Genomic DNA, 21861 nt, shown 5'->3' on the forward strand with positions numbered 1-21861 from the left:
CAGCAGTTCTGGTCGCCGACAGGGGCTATGACTCTGATAAAATTCGGGAAGACATCGAGAGCCGCAACGCCCTGCCCATGATACCGATGCGAAGGAACCGAAGGGTGCGCAAGGCTGTCGACATGACCATCTACACCCTGCGCAACATGGTCGAGCGCTGCTTCAACAAGCTGAAAAATAGCCGCCGCCTTGCAACCCGCTACGACAAAACCGCCGAAAGCTTCCTTGGCTTCGTCGACGTCGCCTGCATCAGGCTCTGGCTCCGCCATTTGTCAACATGACCTAGCTTGACCAGCAGGCCGGTCTCATCAAGTGCCATGGTTCAATCCTTACTCGTTATGCGACCAGCAGGCCGAGAATATAGTCGCGGGCGTAAAGCCCGCCTTGCTCTTGGGCGATGCGCGCCCGGCTCACGGCCATGGCCGAGGCTACGGCAGCGTCAATGCGGCCATTGCTGCGCTGTTTGTGCATCCGCACCAGCCCGGATTGCGGGTTCGTGGAAACGGCCACGTTATCAAAATGGCTGCGCATCACCGGGTCACCGTCATGGCGGATCAGGTCGCCATTCACCGCCTTGACCAGTTCGCCAATGGCGCGGCTCATCTGCATGACAGATTGCGGATGCTGGAACACCGGCAAACCATCGTCGGCAAGGTTCTGCATCAGCTTGTTGGCAAGGTGCGGGTCCACCGCGATCTCTTGCACGTCATAGCGCCCGCAAAGCTCGCGGATATGGTCCTCCACCTGCTTTTCGTCAATGATGCCAGCCGGGCAAACGTCGATCAGGTCAGCATCGGCCCATTCCTGATATGGCGCGCGGTCCTTCTCGCCCTTGGCCTTCAGATCGGCGGCAGGCACAAAGCAGCGGTTGCGCAAGGTGATCTGCCCATCATCATGCCGGAAGGCGATGGAAACGGATGACAGGTCGCCGGTCTGCGACAGGTCCACGCCGATATATGCCGGAAGCTGTTCAAGGTCGGCCTCGTCGTCGTCCAGCTTGCGCTTGTCATATGCCGCCAGATCAAAGAGCGGATCGCGGCTGTTCCCCTGCCATTTGTTCAGGTGGTATTGCTGGAACGCATAACCGGCGGCGGGCAGGCTCTGCGCCCGCCGCGCCTTGTTGCGCAGGTCTTTCAGGTCTTGGAAACCATCGGCAAGGCCGGGATTGCAGCGGTGCCAGACCTTTTCGTCGGTCCAGTCGTCGCCCTCCTGCATCTCGAACATGATCGGCAGCAGGGACGGGTCCGAGATTTCCCCGGTCGCCACCGCGCGGGCATAGGCATATTGATCGGCGGCAAAGCCGGTGGCACCGCGCCCGGCGGTGGTCGCCGTGACCATCAGACCATTGCGGCCTTTCGAGATACCGGATTCCAGCACCTCCCACATTTCCGCGCCCGCCGCTTCCTGCCAAGCGTGGATCTCATCCGCCAGGACGAAACTTGGCGTCGTGCCGTTCTGGCGTGAACCATCCGAGGAAACCACTTCCAGCTTGGACTCATAGCCGCGAATGAGACTTTCAATCTCACGCGCGGCATTGCGCTGGTTGATAACCTTGGTCGCGCGCACCAGCCGCCTATCAAGACTGACCATCTCGCGCGCTTCCTTGAAGGCAATGGACGCCTGCCGCTTGTCACCGGCTGCAAAGACGATTTCCCCGCCCGGCACCTTTTCGGGGCCGATCAGGTGCAGCAGCGCCAGCGCCGCCGATAGCGTGGTCTTGCGGTTGCCGCGCGGAATGTAGAAGAAAACCCGCGTGACGATGCGGTCGCCATCGGCATCGCGCGGCCCGTAGATCGCCCGGATAATGCGTTCCTGCCACGGGTAGAGGGTGAAGGCGCGGCCCGGTGCGGTGCTTTTGATATGCCTCAGGGCGCGCAGGAATTGCACCGCGCGTTCGCCATGCCCGAGGGGGTCAGGGATCGGGCTGTTATCATAGACCCATGCGGGGAAGCTGGATTTATGCGCCATCAGATCGCCAAGGGGTTCGGGCTGGTGTCGTCGTCGCCATCACCGCCAGCCCCCATGCGGGCGCGGCTGGTCGGGGTCAGGCCATACTCGGCGGCAAACTGTCGGGCGGTCTGCATGTAGCGGATTTGCAGACCGCCCAGCCGCAGATCGGGCAGGCCACCGGCCAGCGCCATCGCCTCACCGATCTGCCGGGCGGCACCGGCAGCAACGCAATAGGCTTCCACGCCGGTAAGATCGGCCTTGGTGATGACGCCCCGTCCCACCAGCAGCGGCAGGACGCGCCGCCATTCGGCCTTGGCATGGGCAGACAGATAGGCCGGTGCAGGCGGGGCTTTGGTCAGCGCCTCGGCATCACGGCTAAGGGCAGGCTTCACGCCGCGCAGGTGCCGACTCATGCCGCCACCGCCCGGATTTCCAAGCCCTTCCTGCGCCCGATCTCGGCCAGCCCGACGATATTGTAAGCCTTGCCGTCCATCACCAGCCGGTCGGCGGTGGTGATCTCCACCAGCGGATAGCGGATCAGGAATACGGCCTTGCGGTTGTCCATCTCGCCGGGGCCGGTCAGAAATTCGCTGGTAGTGGCCTCTTTCAGTTCGGCCCGCGTGGTCAGGATCGGCAGCCAGCTTTCCCGCCCGATGCCATAATCGTCAACCAGCACATGCGCGCGCTCGATCTGAATGCGGTGCTGTAGTTTCCCGGCGCGCATCAGCCAGCCCTCCACCGCAGGACTGCCCGCAACGCAATCACCGCATGGGCGAAGGATAGTGCGGGCGCAGGATCTGGCACCCAAGTCATGGCCGGGCGCTCCCATTCATCCACCTGCACGCCATCCACGCGGGGCGCATCCATCAGCGCCAGCATGGCCGCGCTGGTGATCTGGTGCGCAATGTCCGAGGCATCGGCAGCGGTCCAGACATGCAGCTTCATGGAAACATCGGCCACCACCTGCCCGCCCGACGCGCGTCCGAGAATATCCACCTGCGCAGGGGCCATGATGATAACCGGCGCGTCCTCGGGCCGGGCATTGCCAGCCCGGATGCGCTCGGGCGTGACGTGCGCAGCCACGCCGGGCGCTGCGACCAGCGCCAGCTTGACCGCGCGTTGCAGTTCCATGTCGGGCGTCATTGGCTGGCCTCGCGGAAGGCTTTGCGCATGGCGCGGTTGATGTGCTGTTCAAGGCGGCGGCGATTCAGACGCCACGCCGGATTGAAGAACGGCGCAGCGGGCATGGTGCCGGTGGTGGTGCCGTCCTTGTGCAGCCGGGGCGCGGTGCCGCCCTCGACAAGATGCGCATGGCGGGCATCGGTATCGCCCGCCGTCACCAGCACCTCAAACGGGCCTGCCGTGCGCTGCCCGCCATCGGTGGAATGGGGCGGGGTCGTCTCGCCGGGGCCGGTGACATGAATCGACTCGATCAGATCGCCCGTGCGCCGGCTGGATTCGGCAAGGGCACGCGCATCATCCGCGACGACATGGCCGGCCTTCACCAGTTCGGCGCGCAGTTCGGCGGCAACGTGATCCTTGATCGCCGCCAGCTTCCGCGCCAGTTCCTCGGAACCCGTGACCAGCTTAGTCATTGGTGCTGTCCTCCACCTCGGGCACATAGCCGACAACCTGCCGCTTGATACCGGACAGCAGATCAGTGACGCCGAAAGGAAGCTGGTATGCGCTGGCAAAGGTGACGGCCTCGCGGGCCTCATACTGATGCGCCACCAGCATCAGGGCGGCTTGCAGCATCAGCGGATTCTCAGCGTCGAAAGGCAGGCCGGTATAGGATGCAACCCACGCCTCGGCCACATTGCCATAGTGGGTCAAGATCGCGTCGTCGGCGGTTTCATCCGGCAGGAAGTTCAGGTGCGCCTGGACAAGGGCGGAAGGCAGGGGCATTGGACACTCGCAACACTCATAACTAGAGGTTACGTTATCACATCACAATCATAACGAAAAGTTATATTCGGCCTGTCTTGCGCGCGCCTCCCCCCGCCGGTTCCCGAGATAGGGCGAAAGTTCAGACCTACCCCCCCCAAGAGCATTCAACTGAAAATATCATAGAGGTCAGCATCCTCGACCTTCTCTCTAAGCCATTTTCTTTTAATATATCTCGATGCCGTTTCCATTTCAGGAAACAAGGTCCGGTGGTTAATGTTGATAGAGTCAAGGTCCTTCAATATTGATTTCTTAGCCTCCGCTGGAACTCTAATCTTTCTCAATATAAAGCTCTTCGTTTTGCTGTTATATTTATACTTCAACAGCCCGGCAACAACAAACGCCCCGGATTGAGCAATAAGCCTAGCATTGTTTTTATGAGGATGGACAAAGTAGTATCTCTTAAGATCGACTTGCTTTATTTTGGGCTGAAAGTGAGGCTTTTCAACTCTAATAAACTGTATCAGGCGATCAACATCTGGGTGATCGCAAAAAGCGTCTGCACCGCAAGGATTGTTGCCTAAGTCTTTTTCTAAAAGATTGTTAATATTATTGCGCTGATCATCGGTTAGGTTTGCTATATTGCAAAGAATACTGACCGCGTCACTATCGGCAAATTTTATTCTGCCACTTTTAAAGTCTAAAATAATGACACCGCCATCATCTTCGATGTGCTTCTCGCCATTACATGCAAAAAATAGAGCCACTAGGGGGTTGAGGCTTACATCTAAAAGGCGAGTAGGAAGCCCATAGTGCTGGGCTCGGACAAGCTTTCTAAACATAGATCGATCGCCATCAAACTGGTTATCCATCTCCAAGAGAAGTTCGCGGATAATATTCTGCTCAGCATCCGGCTTTAAATCGCGCATAACTGATGGCTTTAGGTCCCAATCGTAATTTAGCTCGCCGCGATAACACCTGATGCCTTCTTCTTGGGACAGTTTAAAAATATTCTCAAGAAAGTCCGGCACACTTTTAATCTCTGCAATCGGCCTGATTTTCATCGCAGTTGCCTCGATACTATTGCCATGGCATTTTTCACTATGGATATTTATGGATTAAGGCAAGTGAAATGTTGAGGTGATAGTGGAAGTGGTAAGGCGCTCTTGCAAACGACCGCACTCAAACATCGGCTTGGCGTTCTTGGCGTTGCTTGTGGCGGTTATGGCAAGGGGTGCATAGCGCCTGCCAGTTGTTCCAGTTCCAGAATAGCGCCTTGTCGCCCCGATGCGGCTTGATGTGATCAACCAGGGTCGCGTCGGCACCGCACATCGCGCAGCAGGGATGAAGGCGCAGGAACTCGGCTCGTGCCTTCTCCCATTCCCTTGTATAGCCGCGCTGGCGGCTGTTCGGCCGGGTGCGGTCATATCGGCGCTTTCGTTCAAGCTGGCGGGCTTGCTGGCAGGCACAAAGAACGCCATGCGGCACGATGGCACCGCAACTGCACAACCTTGGCGGCTTAGGCACCGTGGCGGGCTTTCAGGGCGCGCAGCCCGTGGCGGTCAAAGTCAGGATCAAGGCCGGCCTCTATGTTAGCTTGGCGCTGGTCTTGGCTCATCTGGTGCTTGGGCTGGCGGTCGGCATTGCTGGCGGCTTCCATGGCTTCCAGCCGTTCGAGACGGGCACGCAGGATCGCCTCTATCTCTGCCGGTGAAGCCTGCCAGACCTCGGACGGGGACCATTCGAGAATCGTAGTCCCGAATTTGAAAAGCTCGGTCAGATACTCGCGCAGGGTGATGGGCTTGGCGGTGGTGCTGGTGGCGGGCGCTTCCTCGGGTTCGGGCAGCAGGTTCGCCAGCAGTTCATGGCAAGCCGCCTGCGCCTGACTGAGAAAAGGCGCAAGCGGCTCTTGGGCCGCAGCCGTCAACAGGAAACCGGCTGCGGCCCGATCCGTGGCGGTGGCGAGCAACACCGCACGGATTCCGGTATAGGTCTGGCGCATGACGGAATCCCATGCGCCGGGGATGCCGCCCGGAAGGTTGTCCAAGGCGACAGCAGCCCGCAGGGACGCCCTTAGCGTCACGGCTTGGTTGCCGTGGCGCAGGGTCGTTTCATATGCGGGACAAATTTGCATTAGCTGGCGGTGCGCAGCTTGATGAAGGCCGAGGGCATGGTGACGCGCGCACCCACGCGGCGGCGGGCGGTGATGCGGAAAATATCCGTCTTTGCGCCCGTGATGCCGTCGCGGATCAGTTCCAGCCCCACGCGGTCGGCAATCGTGTAGCCGAAAGCGAAGTCACCGAACAGAACCGGGGTGCTATCCGGCGCAACCTCGGGCATGTCGCGCGAAGCATAGACCGGGCGGCCCAGCAGCGTGGCGGGCTGGCCGCTGGCAAGCCCTTCCTGCCAGAGATAATCGCCGGTCTGGTTCGCCAGCATACGGATTGCGGCGATGGTTTGCGGGTTCATGAGCCATGCGCCGTTGGCGGCATGTTCCTGGGGCAGTTCATAGAACATGCGCACAAGGTCATTGGGCTGCACGGTCGCGGCGGTGCCGTCCAGTTCCTCGATACCCGCCGATGCCGACATGACGCCTTCCGGCGCGGTGGTGCCGTCGCCGTTGACGAACCATTGCGATTCCTTCAGCGCGAATTGCTTGGCAATATGGCCGGTGACGAATGCGTCAAGGTTGACGTGCGAATCTTCCAGCAGCGAAAGCGTCATGGGAACGCTGACACCGGCAAGGAACGGTTCCAGCGTGATTTCTTCAAAGCTGGGTTCGTCGTCGGGCTTGGTGCCGGTCTCGGCCACGATTTGCGGCTCCACGCTATCCACCAGCCGGGGCACCTTCAGCGACGGGCCGCTCATCTGAATGACGGTCGCAAGCTGGCGGATCGGCGACATCTCCACCACCTTTTCCAGAATGGTGGTGCTGGTCGAGTCCGGGGCCAGAATGCCGCCGGTCGAGGGCGCGCTGACGGCAAGAGCTTTCAGTTCCGAGGCATCACCCGTGCGGATGAAGTCCACGAAAGCCTTTTTCTCGGTATCGGCTTTGCCGGTGGCGATGGCCGGTGCGCCGGGGCGGTTCGCCTTGGCTTCCAGCTTGTCCAGCCGCGACAGCACGGCATTCAGCGCCTTGGTGTCGATCTGGGCGGCATCGTTGGCCGGGGTTTGCGCTTTGACCTCTTGGGCCTGTTCTTCGTTATCCATAACGATTTCCTCATTAACGGGATGCGGGGTGCCACCTTTGACAGACTGAATGCGCGCGTCCGGGTGGCACGGGACCGCGACAACTGAAATTTCGTGCAGGGCCAGAGCCTTGATAGTGCGGCCCTTGGCGTGGCGGGTGGCGTTCTTGGTAACAAAACCAATGGACAGGCCAGAGACGGCACCGGCCCGGATCATGGCGCGGACCTCGCGGGCGCGCTCCACATCATCCACCAGCAACCGGCCCTTGACGTTCAAGCCCTCGGGCGTCTCGGTGATGGAATCCCAAACACCGATAACCTGCCCTTGGTCATGGGCGAACAGCATAGGCAGCGCCTCGGGCTGGTCGAATGCGCCTTTCTCGATCACGTCGCCAACGCGATCCGGGGTGCCAAACGGCCACGCGATCCCGGTAATCTCGCCGGCCTCGGTGGCGGTAAGCTGGGCCTTTACCTCGATCCGGTCAGTCATTTTCGATCACCTGCATACGATTAGGAATCTCGGCAGCAATAAAGGCGGCGATGGCGTCCAGATCGTCACCGCACATGGCGATGGCGTCTTTCACCAGCCGGTCGGCATCAATCGTGACGGTGATCCGATCAGCCATCCGCCTGCACCTCATCAGCACCCAGCCAGCGGGCGGCCAGGATGACGGTGGCGAGCGGTAGCACCTCGGCAACCGGGCGATTGCGGGCGTAGGTGCCGACCAGCCGGTCGGCTTCCTCGGGGCTGGTGCCGCCGCCGATCAGGCCAAGGCGGATAACCTCGGACAGATCGGCCAGCTTGAAGGCGTGGCCCAAGAGGCGCTGATACAGGACGCCAATGCCGGTTTCGGTCTTGGCTTCCAGTTCCGTCACCATGTCGTCGGATAGGGTGAAAAGGCGCTCCTTGTCGCCAAAGAAAGCGGTTGCGGCGATCATGCGTCACCGTCCAGATTGAACAGGGCGCGGACCTCACGCGGCGCGATCACCTTGGAGCGAACAAGGCTGATAACGCGGTCAAAGGTATCCTTGTCCTCGGTCAGCAGTTCGAGGAACGCTTTCTTTTGGTCAGGCTTCATTCTTCCGTCTCATCGGTTTGGGGTGCCCGGACGGTTGTGCCGCCCGATGTGGTGAAGGGATTGGCAAGCTCATCGCCGCCTTCCATGGGCGGCAGATTCAGGCCGGCGCGGACCTCATTCGGGGCCATGGCGCGCATGGCGACGTATTGCGAATAGGCGGTGGCCTGCACCGCGAAGTCCACCGCCAGCAGGTCTTTGGTTTCGGCCTCGATATACAGGGCCTTGCGATCCTCGGGGGGCAGCAGGACGCGGGCATAAGCGGATGCCCAGCGTTTCAGCCACGGGCGCAGGGTCAGGGTCAGGAATTGCTGGCCCATCTGTTCCGTATTGGACCAAGTTCCGCGCGACAGTTCAAAAAGCATGGTCGGCGGGATGCGGAAGGCGCGGGCAATCTCGCGGATTTGCTCAATCCGGTTATTGTAAAATTCCGCATCCGTGTTGGTGGTGGCGAGCGGATAATACTTCATGCCGCCTTCAAGGATCGCGGCAGAGCCGGCTTTGACCTGCGCCCAGCCGGTGACGATCTTGGTGGATGCCTCGGGTTTTAGGTCTTGCTCGGTCGAGAGATAGCCCGAGGGACGGCCAGCGTTGCCAAACCAATCCGCAAGGTGCTGTTCCGCTGCCAGCGCAAGGCCGATGGCTTCCTTGGCATGGGTGATCGGGGAAACGCCGTCCAAGGTGCTGATATGCAGCACCTCGGTATAGGGCAGCACGGTATCGCCGCCACCTTTCAGGCGGATGCGGTAAGAGGGTTCGCCGTAATCGTCGGTTTCGACCGATACCGCGCCGGGGTCCATCCGGTGCAGTTCGAGGGGCTGGCCGATGCCGTTGCGCACCACCTGCGCAAAGCCATGGCCGGTTAGCAGCGCATCGCGGGTAAGCTGTTCGCGCAGCTCCTCGGCGCTGGTCCATGGGTTCGCCTCGCCGTGGATCAGTTCATAAGCGGCATGATCCTTCTGCGCCTTGCGCGTGTCGCGGTCATGCAGCTTGAACGGCAGATTTCCGCAGGCTTCCGAGATAAGCCCGACAGCAGCAGCAACGGCAGGAACGCGCAGGGCGGTGGCGCTGGTGACGGTAACGCCGGATCGCACCGGCATATCCGCAAACAGGCTGCGCGCCTCGGGGCTGGTCAGGGTGAAGGCTTTTTGTTCGGTGACGCCTTGCCCGGTCTCGCGGGCAAGGCGCTTGGTAATACTCGACAACGTGACACTCGCAAACTTGATACGTTATAACGTATCATAAATTTTAGTTATTGCAAGTGCGCCATTATCTCATTTCAAGTTATAGTCCGGCAATGCGTCGATCACGCGAGCCTTGGCGGTGAGACTGACAGTCCCATACCCATCCGACATATCCTTATCCGAATGCCCCTGAATGGCGTTCACAATCCGCATATCAAGCCCAAGATCACGCGCTTGGGTTTTCAGCCGGTGCCGCCAAGCGTGGTTGGGTTGCAGCCCCTCGGGGACAAGCTCTTGCTCATGGAGCCAAGCCGCTAGGCGCTCGGATTGCCGTTGTGCCGAACGGGCCGATTTCGCCGGATCGGTCGAGGAATTGAATAGCGGGCCATCCTTGGCAGCCTTCACATGGTCGAGGAAACCCAAGGCCAAAATCTGCTGATGAATGGGCACATCTCGGAAGTCACCCGCCTTCACCGTGCCGGCATCGGGGCTTATCCGCATCACCCAGCGGTCGCCCTCTTGGAAAACATCGGCCTTCCGCAGTTGCAGGATTTCGCTAATCCTCGCGCCACTAAACGCGCACAAAATGGGTGCCCATCGCTTAGCCGCGATGGTGGTTGCATGTTCGCGGATATGGCCGAACGGATCGGGTGTCGGCTGATAAACGCGCGATGCGTTCAAGATCGCCAGCGCCTCTTTGTCCGAATACCCCGGATCGCGGCTGCGCTGGCGCTTGGGCTTCGCCTGCTTGACGTTCTCGGCAACATTCTCGGACAGGCGGTCGTTCTCGACAGCCCAAGCCCATAGGGTCCGAATAGTCGAAAGATAGATGCCCGCAACGGTCTTTGCGCTGATCCTGTTCAAGAGGTCGTCGCGCCATGACATAAGGTCTTTGCGCGTTACCTTGCGGGCATCGCTATGTCCGAGGAATTTTCGCAAGCTCTCGATCACCGGGCGTTGCCGCCGCCCGCCGTCCTTCATAAAGCCCGCGATGGTGCGGGCTTTCACATAGTCATTCCAGAGCTTCGCAAGGCTCACCGGCTCTGATTCGTCCTCGGGCGGCTTGGCGTTGACCAGCAGGGGCGTAGAGGGCTGGCCCGTAAAGTCGCCCTCGTCGCGCTCCACCATGCGCGCCAGCGCCTCCAACTCGGCAGCGCAAATCGCACGGGCGATCCCGCGCCATTCATCCGAGCCGGGCGCAGCGTCTAAATTACCAAGGCGGCGGAAGCGTTCGACATGCTCACCGATCAGCGCTTGCAGGCGGGTGTCGTCGAGGCGTCCCGCGATGCCGGCGCGCAGTTCCGCGACATATAGATCATCCACATATCCGAAGTTGGCATAACGCGAGTCATTCCGCAGTTGCTCATCAAAGGCGATCCGTTGCTGGTAGTGCGATAGCGCGATCTGATCCGGGGCCAGCGGATAGCGCGCTGGGGCGGCAGTGCTGTTAGCTGGTGTTGCCCTTCGTTCCGCCTGGGCGATCTGGTGCTGTAGCTGCGCCACCGCGCCCGGCAATAGCTTCATTGCGGTTCTGCGATCCGGCCCGAGGGGTGCCCGCAGTTCGGTCTTGCCGACGATGGGTCGAAGGTCTTTCGGCACCACCAGCCGCGCGAAGAATCTGCCGGATCGGTTCAAAAGGTATCGTTGTGCGCCAGCCATGGCAGGGTCCGTTTTGTAACATGCTTTGTAACAGTAGAACGGACTAAGCCTAACAAAACAAGGAATTTCTAGCATTTGCTGGGCTTTTGATGGTGCGGGTGGAGGGACTTGAACCCCCACGCCTTGCGGCGCCAGAACCTAAATCTGGTGCGTCTGCCAATTTCGCCACACCCGCATCGCGATCCGCACGGCCGGCGGGCGGCGGCGGATCGGCGCTTCTCTTAGCAAAGCCCTCACCGGCTTGCGAGCGGAAAGTTCAGCAGCCCAAGCCGCGCAGCACCGCCGGAATCCGCTCGGGCAGGTCCTCGGCGATCAGGCCGGGGCCGAAATCGCGCGCCGCCTCGGCATGCAGCCAGACGCCGGCGGCGGCGGCCTCCAGCGGTGCGAAGCCGCGCGCCAGCAGCCCGGTGATCATGCCCGACAGCACGTCGCCCGATCCGGCCGTCGCCAGCCAGGGCGCAGCCGCCTCGCCCACGGCGGCGGCGATGCGCGCCTCTCCGCCCGGGGCGGCGATCACCGTGTCCGGCCCCTTCAGCAGCACCACGCAACCGGCGCGCTCGGCCGCCAGCCGCGCCGCATCCAGGCGCGAGAAGGCCGGCCCGGTCTCGGCCGGGGCTTCGAGCCGCTGCGCCAGATCGGGAAACAGCCGGGCGAACTCGCCACCATGCGGGGTCAGCACCGCCCGCGGATGCAGCGCGTCCAGCAGCGCCTCGGGCGCATCGGCAAAGGCGGTCAGCGCATCGGCATCAAGCAGCGCCGCCCGCCCCGAGGCCAGCACGGCCGGCACCAGATCGCGCGCCCGGTCGAGCCCGAGCCCGGGGCCGAGGCCCAGCGCGTTCAAGCGGCGGTCCTCCAGCAATCGCTGCAGCCCGGCCCGGTCGGCGACGGGGCGCAGCATCACCGCATCCAGCCGCGCGGCATTCTCGGCCAGCGCCTCGGGCGGGCAGAGCAGCGTCACCAGCCCGGCGCCGACCCGCAGCGCCGCCCGCGCCGTCAGCCGCGCCGCGCCGCCGCAGCCCGGCCCGCCGCCCAGGACCAGCGCATGGCCGTGGTCGTATTTGTGGCCGGCGCGCTTGGCCAGGGCCGGCACGGGCCCCGCCAGCCGCGCCGGCGCACCCGCCGCCGCCATCCAGCCGTCGAGGCCGATATCGACGATGCGCAGCGCGCCGCTGAGCGTTCCGCCCTGCGCCAGCACATGGCCCAGCTTGGCGCGCTGGAAGCTGACGGTCAGCGCCGCCCCGGGCAGGTCCAGCCCACCCAGCACCCGGCCGCTATCGGCGCAGAGCCCGCTGAGGATGTCCACCGCGACGATGCGGCAGCCCCGCGCCGCCGCCAGCCGCAGGGGCGCCGCGAGCCCGGGTGCCAGCGGCCGCACCAGCCCGGTGCCGAACAGCGCGTCGATGCAGAGGGCACCGGGCGGGAAATCCTCGGGGCCGAGATCGGACAGCGCCGCCACCTCGCCCGGCCAGCAGGCCGCGGCCAGCTGCGCATCCGGGGTCGCGGGCGGTGCCAGCGCCGCCAGCCGCAGCTGCCAGCCGCGCTCGGCCAGCAGCCGCGCCACCACATAGCCGTCGCCGCCATTGTTGCCCGGCCCGCACAGAATCACCGCCCGCCCCGGCCGCTCGCATTCCGGCCACAGCGCCAGCATCTCGCGCACGACGCCCGCCCCCGCCCGCTCCATCAGCGCCGATCCGGTGACGCTGCCACTGGCGATGGCGGCGCCCTCGACCGCACGCATCTCTCGAGTCGTCAGGATCTCGGCCCGCCGGGCCATCTCATCGCACATAATTCAGGCAACCTGCACAATATTGGGGCACATGCCCCGGATTCGCTGTCTGCATGCCGCTTTCCCCATCAAGCCGCATGGACGCGCATCATCAAACCCGCCAATCAGGGCGCAGGCAAGTCGCGAGAGAAGGATCAGGCGATGAAGAAAGTCGAAGCCGTCATCAAGCCCTTCAAACTGGACGATGTGAAAGAGGCCCTTCAGGAAGTCGGCGTGCAGGGCCTTTCGGTCACCGAGGTCAAGGGCTTCGGCCGGCAGAAGGGCCATACCGAGCTGTATCGCGGCGCGGAATATGTGGTCGACTTCCTGCCCAAGGTGAAGATCGAGATGGTGCTGCCCGACGATCTGGTCGAAGCCGCCGTCGACGCCATCATCTCGGCCGCGCGCACCGAGAAGATCGGCGACGGCAAGATCTTCATCCTGCCCGTCGAACAGGCCATCCGCATCCGCACCGGCGAGACCGGCGACGACGCGGTCTGAGCCGCTTCCCGCGCCACAAACCCAACCGATGACCCATGCCCGGCGGCGGCGCCGGGCAGACTGATGGAGGAAGGACCCCAATGACAGTCAAGGACGTTCTGGATCTGATGAAGACGGAGGAGGTCGAATATGTCGACGTCCGCTTCACCGATCCCAAGGGCAAGCTGCAGCACGTGACGCTGGTCGCCGATCTGGTGGACGAGGACTTCTTCGAGGAAGGCTTCATGTTCGACGGCTCCTCGATCGCCGGCTGGAAATCCATCGACCAGTCCGACATGAAGCTGATGCCGGACGCGTCCTCGGCCTATATCGACCCGTTCTATGCCGAAAAGACCCTCTGCGTGCATTGCAACGTCGTCGAGCCCGACACGGGCGAGCCCTATGCCCGCGACCCGCGCGGCACCGCGGTGAAGGCCGAAGCCTATCTGAAATCCTCGGGCATCGGCGATGCGGCCTATTTCGGCCCCGAGGCCGAGTTCTTCCTGTTCGACGACGTGCGCTATTCGGTGACGCCCCAGAAGGTCGCCTTCGAGATCGACTCGGTCGATGCCGCCTGGAACACCGACACCGTCTACGAGGACGGCAACCTCGCGCATCGCGCGGCCCACAAGGGCGGCTATTTCCCGGTGAACCCGGTCGATGCGGCCCAGGACATCCGCGGCGAGATGCTGTCCACCATGAAGCGCATGGGCATCAAGGTCGACAAGCACCATCACGAGGTCGCCACCGCCCAGCACGAGCTTGGCATGATCTTCGGCGGGCTGACCGAGCAGGCCGACAACATCCAGAAATACAAATACGTCATCCACAACGTCGCCGCCGCCTATGGCAAGACCGCGACCTTCATGCCGAAGCCGATGAAGGGCGACAACGGCTCGGGGATGCACGTGAACATGTCGATCTGGAAGGACGGCAAGCCGCTCTTCGCCGGCGACAAATATGCCGACCTGTCGCAGGAGGCACTGTGGTTCATCGGCGGCATTCTCAAGCATGCCAAGGCGCTGAACGCGCTGACCAACCCGGCGACCAACAGCTACAAGCGGCTGATCCCCGGTTTCGAGGCCCCGGTGCTGCGCGCCTATTCGGCCCGCAACCGCTCGGGCTGCGTGCGCATCCCGTGGACCGAATCGCCGAAGGCCAAGCGCGTCGAGGCCCGCTTCCCCGATCCGGCCGCGAACCCCTACCTGGCCTTCGCGGCGCTGCTGATGGCCGGCCTTGACGGCATCAAGAACAAGATCGACCCGGGCCCGGCCTCGGACAAGGACCTGTATGATCTGCCGCCCGAAGAGCTGGCCGAGATCCCAACCGTCTGCGGCAGCCTGCGCGAGGCGCTGGAGGAGCTGGAGAAGGACATGGACTTCCTGCTGGCCGGCGACGTCTTCACCCGCGACCAGCTGGAAGGCTACATCAAGCTGAAATGGGAAGAGGTCTATGCCTACGAGCATACCCCGCATCCCATCGAATACGCGATGTATTACAGCTGCTGAACGGCAGGGACAGCGATGGAAAGGCCGCCCTTCGGGGCGGCTTTTTTCTTGGCGACGCCCGCAGCCGGGCGGTCGTGCCGGGGCCGGGGGCAAAAGCGGCGAAGACCCGGTATTGTTTCGGCGCCCCCGGATCGTCATGCGCGGCAGGTTTCGCGTCCAGCGGGCCCCGGTCATCCCAGTTCTGCAAGGCAGGACGATATCGGTTTCCCGCGGGGGCGGGGGCGGTCGCCCGCCCGCGCGCCGGAACAGGCCCGATCCCCGCCGCAACGTCCCGGCAAGCGCGGCCAGGTCCGATCCGGGCAGCAAAGCGAGGCTGGCCGTTATCCCTGCGTTCCTGTCGCCGCGCTGCCATGCCGGCAGCCTGAAGCGGCCCGCAGGCGAGGTGGCAGCCTTTCCCGGCTGAAAGCAGGGCCGCCTTCGATCCGGATGGCTGCGCTGCCGAAAAGCTCCGCAACCGACGCCGCGGCGATGTCGCCGGCAAGCGGCAAACCCCGCACGACACTCCTCGGGGGTCCGGAAGGCCGGCCGGCACGCGTCCTGTCTTTGACGTCGGAATTTCCGGCCGCAGCCGTGGCATCCTCCCGAGGCCGGAACGGGCGGAAGATCCTCCCCCGAAACCTGCCGATTTAAATACAGTATATCTATCGACTTTAATGAATTTATGGTTAGCTTCTGGGGTCCAGGACGCTTCTTTGGACAGGTTGAACATGACCAACATTCCTTACCGCCCCTTGCTGGCATTGGCTGTCGGCCTTGCGCTCGCCACCCCGCCCGTTCTTGCCCAGGAACCGATCCCCGACGAGGTGCCCGAGGGCACGGTGCTGCGCGTCGGCGACCCCGTCACCCAGAAGGCGCTGGAGATTTCAGGGCTGATCGACGAACTCGGCTTCAAGGTCGAATGGGCCAATATCAGCGGCGGCCCGCAGACCAGCGAGGCCTTCCGCGCCAAGGCGCTGGACCTGGCCAGCGTGGCCGAGATCCCCTCGATCCATGCGACATGGAACGACCTGCCGGTGCGCAACATCGCCTATCGCGAAAGGCAGGACCCCATCGCCCACCCGATCTATCGCTTCGGCGTCACCCCGGCGCTCGGCGACCAGATCGGCAGCATCCAGGACTTCAAGGGCAGGCGCATCGCCTACAGCCCCGGACAGGCGCAGGGCGCGCTGGTGCTGCGCACGCTCGAGGCGGCGGGGCTGGGCCGGGACGACGTGACGCTGGTGGAAATTCCCAGCACCGGCGACGTCTATCCGGTCGCGCTCGGCTCGGGTCAGGTGGACGTCGCGCCGCTGGGCAGCGTCTATATCGCCCGCTACATCCGGCAATACGGCCCGGACGGGGCGCGGCTGGTCGATCACGGCTTGCGCGACGATCCCAGCCATCTCTGGGCGCCGCAATGGGTTCTGGATGATCCGGCCAAGGCGGCGGCCGCCGCGGAATATGTCCGGCTCTGGGCCCGCGCGACGGAATGGATCAACGACCACCCCGAGGAATTCATCCAGGGCTATTACGTCAAGGACCAGAACCTGTCCTATGAGGACGGCAAGGCCGCTGTCGAGCAGACCGGCCGCCAGGTCATCCCCGCAAGCTGGGACGAAGTGATCCAGCGCCACAGCCATACCATCGCCCTGCTGGCCGAGGCGACGGGCAACACGCCCTTCAGCGCCGAGGAGATATTCGACCGCCGCTTCGAGAAAATCGCCGCCGAGGCCCTGTCCAAGGGCTCGAGCGCGGTCAAGAAAGAGGAACTGACCCAATGACCCTGATCGCGACCGACGATTTCAAACCGGCCGCCGCGGCGGCGGCCTTGCAGCCCCGCAGCCGCAGCAGCGCCCGGGTCCGGCTGGGACCCGGCCCGGCCATCCCCTTCGGCATGCAGCTGGGCAGCATCGCGCTGGTGGCGCTGTGGACGCTGGGCTCGGCGCTGGGGCTGATCGACCCGCGCATCCTCTCGGCACCCTGGACGGTGCTGGACGCCTTCCGGCAACTGATCGCGGACGGCCGGTTGCAGGAACATTTCGGCATCTCGGCCTGGCGCGCGGGCACCGGGCTGGTGATCGGGGTCGCCATCGGCACGGTGCTGGCCGTCATCGCCGGCCTGTCGCGGCTGGGCGAGGCGCTGATCGACGGCCCGATCCAGATCAAGCGCGCGGTGCCGACCCTGGCGCTGATCCCGCTTCTGATGCTGTGGTTCGGCATCGGCGAGCAGATGAAGATCATCACCATCGTGCTGGCGGTCATCGTGCCGATCTACATCCACACCCACAACGCCCTGCGCAGCATCGACAACCGCTATGTCGAGCTGTCCGAGACGCTGAACCTGTCGCGCTGGACCTTTATCCGGCAGGTGGTGCTGCCGGGCGCGCTGCCGGGCTTCCTGCTGGGCCTGCGCTTCGCGGTGACGTTGTGCTGGGTCTCGCTCGTGGTGGTCGAGCAGGTCAACGCCACCAGCGGGCTGGGCTACATGATCAACCTCGCCCGCACCTATGGCCAGACCGAGATCATCATCGCCGGCATCGTGGTCTATGCCGTGCTCGGCCTCGCCTCGGACGCCGCCGTCCGCTTCGCCGAAAGGAGGGCCCTGTCATGGCGCCGCACGCTGTCGCAGTGAACCGCTTCACGGTGCAGACGCAGGACCTGCATCGCGGCTTCAACGGCCGCACCATCCTGGCCGGGCTGAACCTGCACATCGCGCGCGGCGAGTTCGTCGCCCTGCTGGGCCGCTCGGGCTCGGGGAAAAGCACCTTCCTCAAGGCGCTGGCCGAGCTTGACCACGACGTCACCGGCTCGGGCAGGCTGGACGTGCCGGAAAACAAGGCCGTGGTGTTCCAGGACGCCCGGCTGCTGCCCTGGCGCACGGTGCTGCAGAACGTGACGCTGGGCCTGCGCGACGCCGATGATGCCGGCCGGCGCATGCTGCAAGAGGTCGGGCTGGCCGGGCGCGAGCATTCCTGGCCGGTCGAGCTGTCGGGCGGCGAACAGCAGCGCGTGGCGCTGGCCCGCTCGCTGGTGCGCGAGCCCGAGCTGCTGCTGGCCGACGAGCCCTTCGGCGCGCTGGACGCGCTGACCCGCATCCGCATGCATGTCCTGCTGAAGGAGCTATGCGCCCGCCACCGCCCCGCCGTCCTGCTGGTCACGCACGACGTGGACGAGGCGATCACCCTGGCCGACCGCGTGCTGGTGCTGGAAGAAGGCGCCTTCGTCGAGGACCTGCAGATCGCGCTGTCCGCCCCGCGCGCGCCCGACAATCCCCGCTTCGGCCAGCTTCGCCGCCACCTGCTTGGCAAGCTGGGCGTTTCGGCCCACTGATTTCAAAGGAAACCGACATGTCCAAGCGACAGCTTCACCTGAACCTCTTCATCTATCCCGGCGGCCATCACGAGGCCGGCTGGCGCTACAGGGGCTCGGACCCGCAGCGCGCACTGGATATCGGCTATTACCAGGAACTGGCCCGCAAGGCCGAGGCGGCGAAATTCGACGCGCTGTTCTTCGCCGACGGCCCGGCGCTGGCGGACAATATCCGCTATGCCAGCCGCTTCCGGCTGGAGCCGCTGACCACGATCACCGCGCTGGCCGCCGCGACCAGCCGCATCGGGCTGATCGCCACCGCCTCGACCACCTATACCGAACCCTACAACCTCGCCCGGCTGTTCGCCTCGGTCGATCACATCTCGCAGGGGCGGGTCGGCTGGAACATCGTCACCACCGGCGCGGCGCAGGCGGCGCAGAACTTCGGGCTGGACGAACATCCGGTCCATGCCGACCGCTACGGCCGCGCGCATGAATTCCTCGAGGTGGTCACCAAGCTCTGGGACAGCTGGGAGGACGAGGCCCTGGTCATCGATCCCGAAAGCGGCGTCTTCGCCGATGACGCCCGCATCCACCGGATCGACCATGCCGGCCCGCATTTCCGCGTGCGCGGCCCGCTGAACATCCCGCGCAGCCCGCAGGGCCGGCCGGTCTATGTGCAGGCGGGCTCGTCCGAGGACGGCCGGCATTTCGCCGCGCTGCATGCCGAGGCGATCTTCACCGCGCACCAGACGCTTGCCAGCGCGCAGGAATTCTATGCCGACATCAAGGCCCGGGCGCGGGGCGTCGGCCGCGATCCCGATCACATCAAGGTGCTGCCGGGCATCAGCCCCTATATCGGCTCGACCACGGCCGAGGCGCAGGCCCTGCATGACGAATTCAACGCCCTGACCCAGCCCGCCTATTCGCTGGACGTGCTGAAGCGGATGACCGGGCTGGACCTGACGGGCCACGATCTTGACGGGCCCTTCCCGCGCCATCTGGTCGCGCCCGATCCCGACCGGGCCGAGGCCAGCCGCTTCAAGCTGGTGCTGGACATCGTGGAACGCGAAAAGCCGACGATCCGGCAGCTCATGCACCGCATCGCCGGGGCGCGCGGGCATTGGGTCTCGGTCGGCACGCCGGAAAAGATCGCCGACGACATCCAGACCTGGTTCGAGAACGGCGCCGCCGACGGCTTCAACGTGATGCCGCCCTGGCTGCATGGCGGCTTCGACAGCTTTGTCGAGCATGTCCTGCCGATCCTGCGCAAGCGCGGCCTGTTCCGCCAGGATTACGCCGGCCGGACCCTGCGCGACCATTTCGGCCTGCCCCGGCCGGAAAACCGTTTCGCGGTGCAACGCGGGATCTCGGCGGCGGAATGAGGCAGGACAGGCAGGGCGCCCCGCGCGCCCCATGGCTGGTGCCGCTGGTCCTGTCGGTGGCGCTGTTCATGGAGAACATGGATTCCACCGTCATCGCCACCTCGCTGCCAGCCATCGCCGCCGATATCGGCACGACCCCCGTGGCGCTGAAGCTGGCCTTCACCGCCTATTTCCTGGCGCTGGCGATCTTCATTCCGGTCAGCGCCTGGCTGGGCGACCGGCTGGGCCCGACCCGCGTGTTCCGCATGGCGATCCTGGTCTTCATGCTGGGCTCGCTGGGCTGCGCCTTCGCCACCTCGCTGGAGGGGTTCGTGCTGGCGCGGTTCCTGGGCGGCATGGGCGGGGCGATGATGACGCCGCTGGCGCGGCTTATGCTGTATCGCGTCACGCCCCGCGCCGGGCTGATGCGGGCGACGGCGACCATGACCATCCCGGCGGTGGTGGCGCCGCTGATGGGACCGCTGGTCGGCGGCGCGCTGACGACCTTTCTCGGCTGGCACTGGATCTTCCTGGTGAACCTGCCCGTCGGGCTGGCCGGCATCCTTGCGGTCGGCGCCCTGATCCGGGACGTGCCGAGAGCGCCCGCCCACCGGCTGGACCTGCGCGGCTTTCTGCTGCTGGCAGTCGCCTTCTCGGGGCTGATGTCGGGACTGTCGCTGGTCAGCCTGCCGATCCTGCCGCTCTGGGCCTCGCTGGCGCTGACGCTGGCCGGGCTGGCGGGAGGTTGGGCCTATCTGCGCCACGCCCGCGCCCATCCGGCGCCGCTGCTGGATCCCGGCATCTGCCGCGACCCGGTGTTTCGCGGCGCGATCACCGCCACCATGGTCTTCCTGATCGGCGCGGGGGCGGTGCCCTTCCTGCTGCCGCTGATGCTGCAGCTGGGCTTCGGGCTGACCGCCTTCGAGGCGGGGCTGATCACCTTCGCCGGCGGCATCGGCGCGATCTCGGCCAAGCTGGTCTCGACCCAGGTCTTTGCCAGCCACGGCTTTCGCAATCCGCTGATCCTCGCCGCCTCGCTTTCGGCCCTGGGCCTTGCCGCCAAGGGCCTGCTGACGCCGCAGACCCCGCATCTGCTGATCGCGGCGCTGCTGATCGGCGGCGGCGTGCTGCGCTCGCTGTTCTTCACCGGCCAGCAGGTGCTGGCGATATCCGAGCTTGCCCCCGAGACCGTCGGCGCCGCGCTGGCCCTGACCACGGTGCTGCGCCCGATCGCGACCGCGCTTGGCGTGGCGCTGGCCGGGGGGCTGCTGGAAATCGGCGGCCGTTCCGAGGGGCTGACGCTCGACGCCTTTCACACGGCGTTCTTCGCCCTGGCGCTGGTCTCGGCCTGCGCGATCCTGCCGCTGATGCGGCTGGCGGCCAGTTCCGGCCATGAAATATCCGGGCAAGCGATCCCCGTTCGCGCCGCCCCATGACCATGATTGCAGGAGAGATTGCATGACACTCGACTACCGCCCCCTTGGCCGCAGCGGCATCAAGGTTTCCGCCATCGCGCTGGGAACCATGACCTGGGGCGAGCAGAACACCGAGGCCGAAGGCCACGACCAACTCGACCGCGCCGTGGATTTCGGCGTCAATCTGATCGACACGGCGGAAAACTACTCGATCCCGCCGCGGGCCGAAACCCAGGGCGCGACCGAGCGGATCATCGGCTCCTGGCTGAAGGCGCGGGGCGGCCGGGACCGGATCGTGCTGGCCTCGAAGGTCTCGGGGCCCAGCGACCGCACCTATCTGCGCGCCGACGGCCGGCCGCCGCGGCTGGACGCCCGGAACATCGAGGAGGCCGTCGAGGGTTCGCTGCGCCGGTTGCAGACGGATTACTTGGACCTCTACCAGATCCACTGGCCGAACCGCCCGGTGCCGCTGTTCGGCAGCGGCCGGCACGCACCCTCGCGCGGGCATGACGGTTCGGAAGTGCCGATCGAGGAAACGCTGGAGGCGCTGGACGGGCTGGTGAAATCCGGCAAGGTCCGCCATGTCGGCCTGTCCAACGAGACCGCCTGGGGCCTGTCGCGCTTTCTGCATCTGGCCGAGACCCGGGACCTGCCGCGCGTCATCTCGGTGCAGAACGCCTACAACCTCGTCAACCGCACCTATGAGCAGGGGCTGGCCGAGTTCCACGAGCGCGAGCAGGTGGGGCTGCTGGCCTATTCGCCGCTGGCGCAGGGCTTCCTGACCGGCAAATACCGCAACGGCGCCCGGCCCGAAGGCGCGCGGCTGACGCTGTTCGACCGCGGCGACCGCTACACCAAGCCCGGCGTGGCCGAGGCGGTGGACGCCTATCTGCAGATCGCCCGCGACTTCGGGCTCGACCCGGCGCAGCTGGCCATCGCCTATGTCACCAGCCGGCCCTTCGTCACCGCCAACATCATCGGCGCCACCAGGGCCGAGCAGCTGGAGGCCGATCTCGGCTCGGTCGAGGTCGTCATCACCCCGGAAATCGAGTCCCGCATCGACGCGGTCTTCCAGCTGCACGGCAGCCCCGCCCCCTGAC

25 protein-coding genes and 1 tRNA gene are annotated in these 21861 nt (G+C 64.7%); 9 read left to right on the plus strand and 17 right to left on the minus strand.

Annotated features, from left to right (window positions below):
- Positions 1 to 281, plus strand: a 281-nt coding sequence (locus PARJ55_RS0109355; protein ID WP_028712791.1) for an IS5/IS1182 family transposase, incomplete at its 5' end; no start/stop codon positions are given.
- 55 nt (positions 282 to 336) lie between these two features.
- Here the strand turns inward: PARJ55_RS0109355 and PARJ55_RS21820 are convergent.
- The 17 genes from PARJ55_RS21820 to PARJ55_RS0109440 form a co-directional block, all read right to left on the minus strand.
- Positions 337 to 1968: a terminase large subunit gene (locus PARJ55_RS21820; protein ID WP_051416222.1), complete on the minus strand. Its 1632-nt coding sequence runs from the start codon at positions 1966 to 1968 to the stop codon at positions 337 to 339.
- On the minus strand, positions 1968 to 2363 hold the full coding sequence (locus PARJ55_RS0109365) for a P27 family phage terminase small subunit (RefSeq protein WP_028712792.1): 396 nt from the start codon (positions 2361 to 2363) through the stop codon (positions 1968 to 1970). The genes PARJ55_RS21820 and PARJ55_RS0109365 overlap by 1 nt, the downstream gene beginning before the upstream one ends.
- A complete protein-coding gene (locus PARJ55_RS0109370) occupies positions 2360 to 2674 on the minus strand; it encodes a head-tail adaptor protein (protein ID WP_028712793.1) in 315 nt (104 codons plus the stop codon). The genes PARJ55_RS0109365 and PARJ55_RS0109370 overlap by 4 nt, the downstream gene beginning before the upstream one ends.
- Entirely contained in the window at positions 2674 to 3081 is a 408-nt protein-coding gene (locus PARJ55_RS0109375; RefSeq protein ID WP_051416223.1) for a DUF3168 domain-containing protein, read from the minus strand. The genes PARJ55_RS0109370 and PARJ55_RS0109375 overlap by 1 nt, the downstream gene beginning before the upstream one ends.
- 8 nt (positions 3082 to 3089) lie before the next feature.
- Complete coding sequence (locus PARJ55_RS0109380; RefSeq protein ID WP_028712795.1) at positions 3090 to 3545, minus strand: HK97-gp10 family putative phage morphogenesis protein; 456 nt, start codon at positions 3543 to 3545, stop codon at positions 3090 to 3092.
- On the minus strand, positions 3538 to 3855 hold the full coding sequence (locus PARJ55_RS0109385; RefSeq protein ID WP_084637814.1) for a head-tail connector protein: 318 nt from the start codon (positions 3853 to 3855) through the stop codon (positions 3538 to 3540). Before PARJ55_RS0109385 ends, PARJ55_RS0109380 begins: the two co-directional genes overlap by 8 nt.
- A gap of 146 nt (positions 3856 to 4001) precedes the next feature.
- Positions 4002 to 4898, minus strand: a complete 897-nt coding sequence (locus PARJ55_RS23300) for an FRG domain-containing protein (protein ID WP_084637815.1) — start codon at positions 4896 to 4898, stop codon at positions 4002 to 4004.
- Between the two features lie 118 nt (positions 4899 to 5016).
- Positions 5017 to 5166 (minus strand): HNH endonuclease signature motif containing protein, encoded by a 150-nt coding sequence (locus tag PARJ55_RS24530; protein ID WP_232215691.1) that lies wholly within the window; start codon positions 5164 to 5166, stop codon positions 5017 to 5019.
- 187 nt (positions 5167 to 5353) lie between these two features.
- Positions 5354 to 5836 (minus strand): phage tail assembly chaperone, encoded by a 483-nt coding sequence (locus PARJ55_RS0109400; protein ID WP_036713993.1) that lies wholly within the window; start codon positions 5834 to 5836, stop codon positions 5354 to 5356.
- A gap of 131 nt (positions 5837 to 5967) precedes the next feature.
- On the minus strand, positions 5968 to 7512 hold the full coding sequence (locus PARJ55_RS0109405) for a phage major capsid protein (protein ID WP_028712799.1): 1545 nt from the start codon (positions 7510 to 7512) through the stop codon (positions 5968 to 5970).
- Positions 7505 to 7648, minus strand: coding sequence for a hypothetical protein (locus tag PARJ55_RS23935; protein WP_156929464.1), 144 nt, complete (start codon positions 7646 to 7648; stop codon positions 7505 to 7507). The genes PARJ55_RS0109405 and PARJ55_RS23935 overlap by 8 nt, the downstream gene beginning before the upstream one ends.
- Complete coding sequence (locus PARJ55_RS0109415) at positions 7641 to 7961, minus strand: gene transfer agent family protein (protein WP_028712800.1); 321 nt, start codon at positions 7959 to 7961, stop codon at positions 7641 to 7643. The genes PARJ55_RS23935 and PARJ55_RS0109415 overlap by 8 nt, the downstream gene beginning before the upstream one ends.
- The gene (locus PARJ55_RS23940; RefSeq protein WP_156929465.1) at positions 7958 to 8101 is read right to left on the minus strand and encodes a hypothetical protein; all 144 of its coding nucleotides are present in this window, start codon (positions 8099 to 8101) and stop codon (positions 7958 to 7960) included. The genes PARJ55_RS0109415 and PARJ55_RS23940 overlap by 4 nt, the downstream gene beginning before the upstream one ends.
- Positions 8098 to 9303, minus strand: coding sequence for a phage portal protein (locus PARJ55_RS21825; RefSeq protein WP_232215687.1), 1206 nt, complete (start codon positions 9301 to 9303; stop codon positions 8098 to 8100). Before PARJ55_RS21825 ends, PARJ55_RS23940 begins: the two co-directional genes overlap by 4 nt.
- Positions 9304 to 9372: 69 nt before the next feature.
- A complete protein-coding gene (locus tag PARJ55_RS0109430; protein WP_084637816.1) occupies positions 9373 to 10941 on the minus strand; it encodes a tyrosine-type recombinase/integrase in 1569 nt (522 codons plus the stop codon).
- 90 nt (positions 10942 to 11031) lie between these two features.
- Positions 11032 to 11116, minus strand: a tRNA-Leu gene (locus tag PARJ55_RS0109435).
- An 81-nt stretch (positions 11117 to 11197) separates the two neighbouring features.
- Positions 11198 to 12727: a bifunctional ADP-dependent NAD(P)H-hydrate dehydratase/NAD(P)H-hydrate epimerase gene (locus PARJ55_RS0109440; protein ID WP_028712802.1), complete on the minus strand. Its 1530-nt coding sequence runs from the start codon at positions 12725 to 12727 to the stop codon at positions 11198 to 11200.
- Between the two features lie 141 nt (positions 12728 to 12868).
- On the opposite strand from PARJ55_RS0109440, the gene PARJ55_RS0109445 reads away from it, so the two are divergent.
- From PARJ55_RS0109445 to PARJ55_RS0109480, 8 genes are all read left to right on the plus strand, one after another.
- Positions 12869 to 13207 carry a P-II family nitrogen regulator gene (locus tag PARJ55_RS0109445; protein ID WP_028712803.1) on the plus strand — a complete coding sequence of 113 codons (339 nt, stop codon included), beginning with the start codon at positions 12869 to 12871 and terminating at the stop codon, positions 13205 to 13207.
- Positions 13208 to 13287: 80 nt separating this feature from the next.
- Positions 13288 to 14694, plus strand: a complete 1407-nt coding sequence (gene glnA, locus PARJ55_RS0109450) for a type I glutamate--ammonia ligase (protein WP_028712804.1) — start codon at positions 13288 to 13290, stop codon at positions 14692 to 14694.
- Positions 14695 to 15401: 707 nt separating this feature from the next.
- Positions 15402 to 16454, plus strand: a complete 1053-nt coding sequence (locus PARJ55_RS21830) for an ABC transporter substrate-binding protein (protein ID WP_051416224.1) — start codon at positions 15402 to 15404, stop codon at positions 16452 to 16454.
- The gene (locus tag PARJ55_RS0109460; RefSeq protein WP_036697523.1) at positions 16451 to 17305 is read left to right on the plus strand and encodes an ABC transporter permease; all 855 of its coding nucleotides are present in this window, start codon (positions 16451 to 16453) and stop codon (positions 17303 to 17305) included. Before PARJ55_RS21830 ends, PARJ55_RS0109460 begins: the two co-directional genes overlap by 4 nt.
- Positions 17281 to 18003, plus strand: a complete 723-nt coding sequence (locus tag PARJ55_RS0109465) for an ABC transporter ATP-binding protein (RefSeq protein ID WP_028712806.1) — start codon at positions 17281 to 17283, stop codon at positions 18001 to 18003. Before PARJ55_RS0109460 ends, PARJ55_RS0109465 begins: the two co-directional genes overlap by 25 nt.
- Positions 18004 to 18020: 17 nt before the next feature.
- On the plus strand, positions 18021 to 19367 hold the full coding sequence (locus PARJ55_RS0109470) for an LLM class flavin-dependent oxidoreductase (protein ID WP_028712807.1): 1347 nt from the start codon (positions 18021 to 18023) through the stop codon (positions 19365 to 19367).
- Positions 19364 to 20782: an MFS transporter gene (locus PARJ55_RS0109475; protein WP_051416225.1), complete on the plus strand. Its 1419-nt coding sequence runs from the start codon at positions 19364 to 19366 to the stop codon at positions 20780 to 20782. The genes PARJ55_RS0109470 and PARJ55_RS0109475 overlap by 4 nt, the downstream gene beginning before the upstream one ends.
- Before the next feature lie 22 nt (positions 20783 to 20804).
- A complete protein-coding gene (locus PARJ55_RS0109480) occupies positions 20805 to 21860 on the plus strand; it encodes an aldo/keto reductase (RefSeq protein ID WP_028712809.1) in 1056 nt (351 codons plus the stop codon).
- Position 21861: the final 1 nt, after the last annotated feature.

Source organism: Paracoccus sp. J55, assembly GCF_000513975.1.
Classification (GTDB): domain Bacteria; phylum Pseudomonadota; class Alphaproteobacteria; order Rhodobacterales; family Rhodobacteraceae; genus Paracoccus.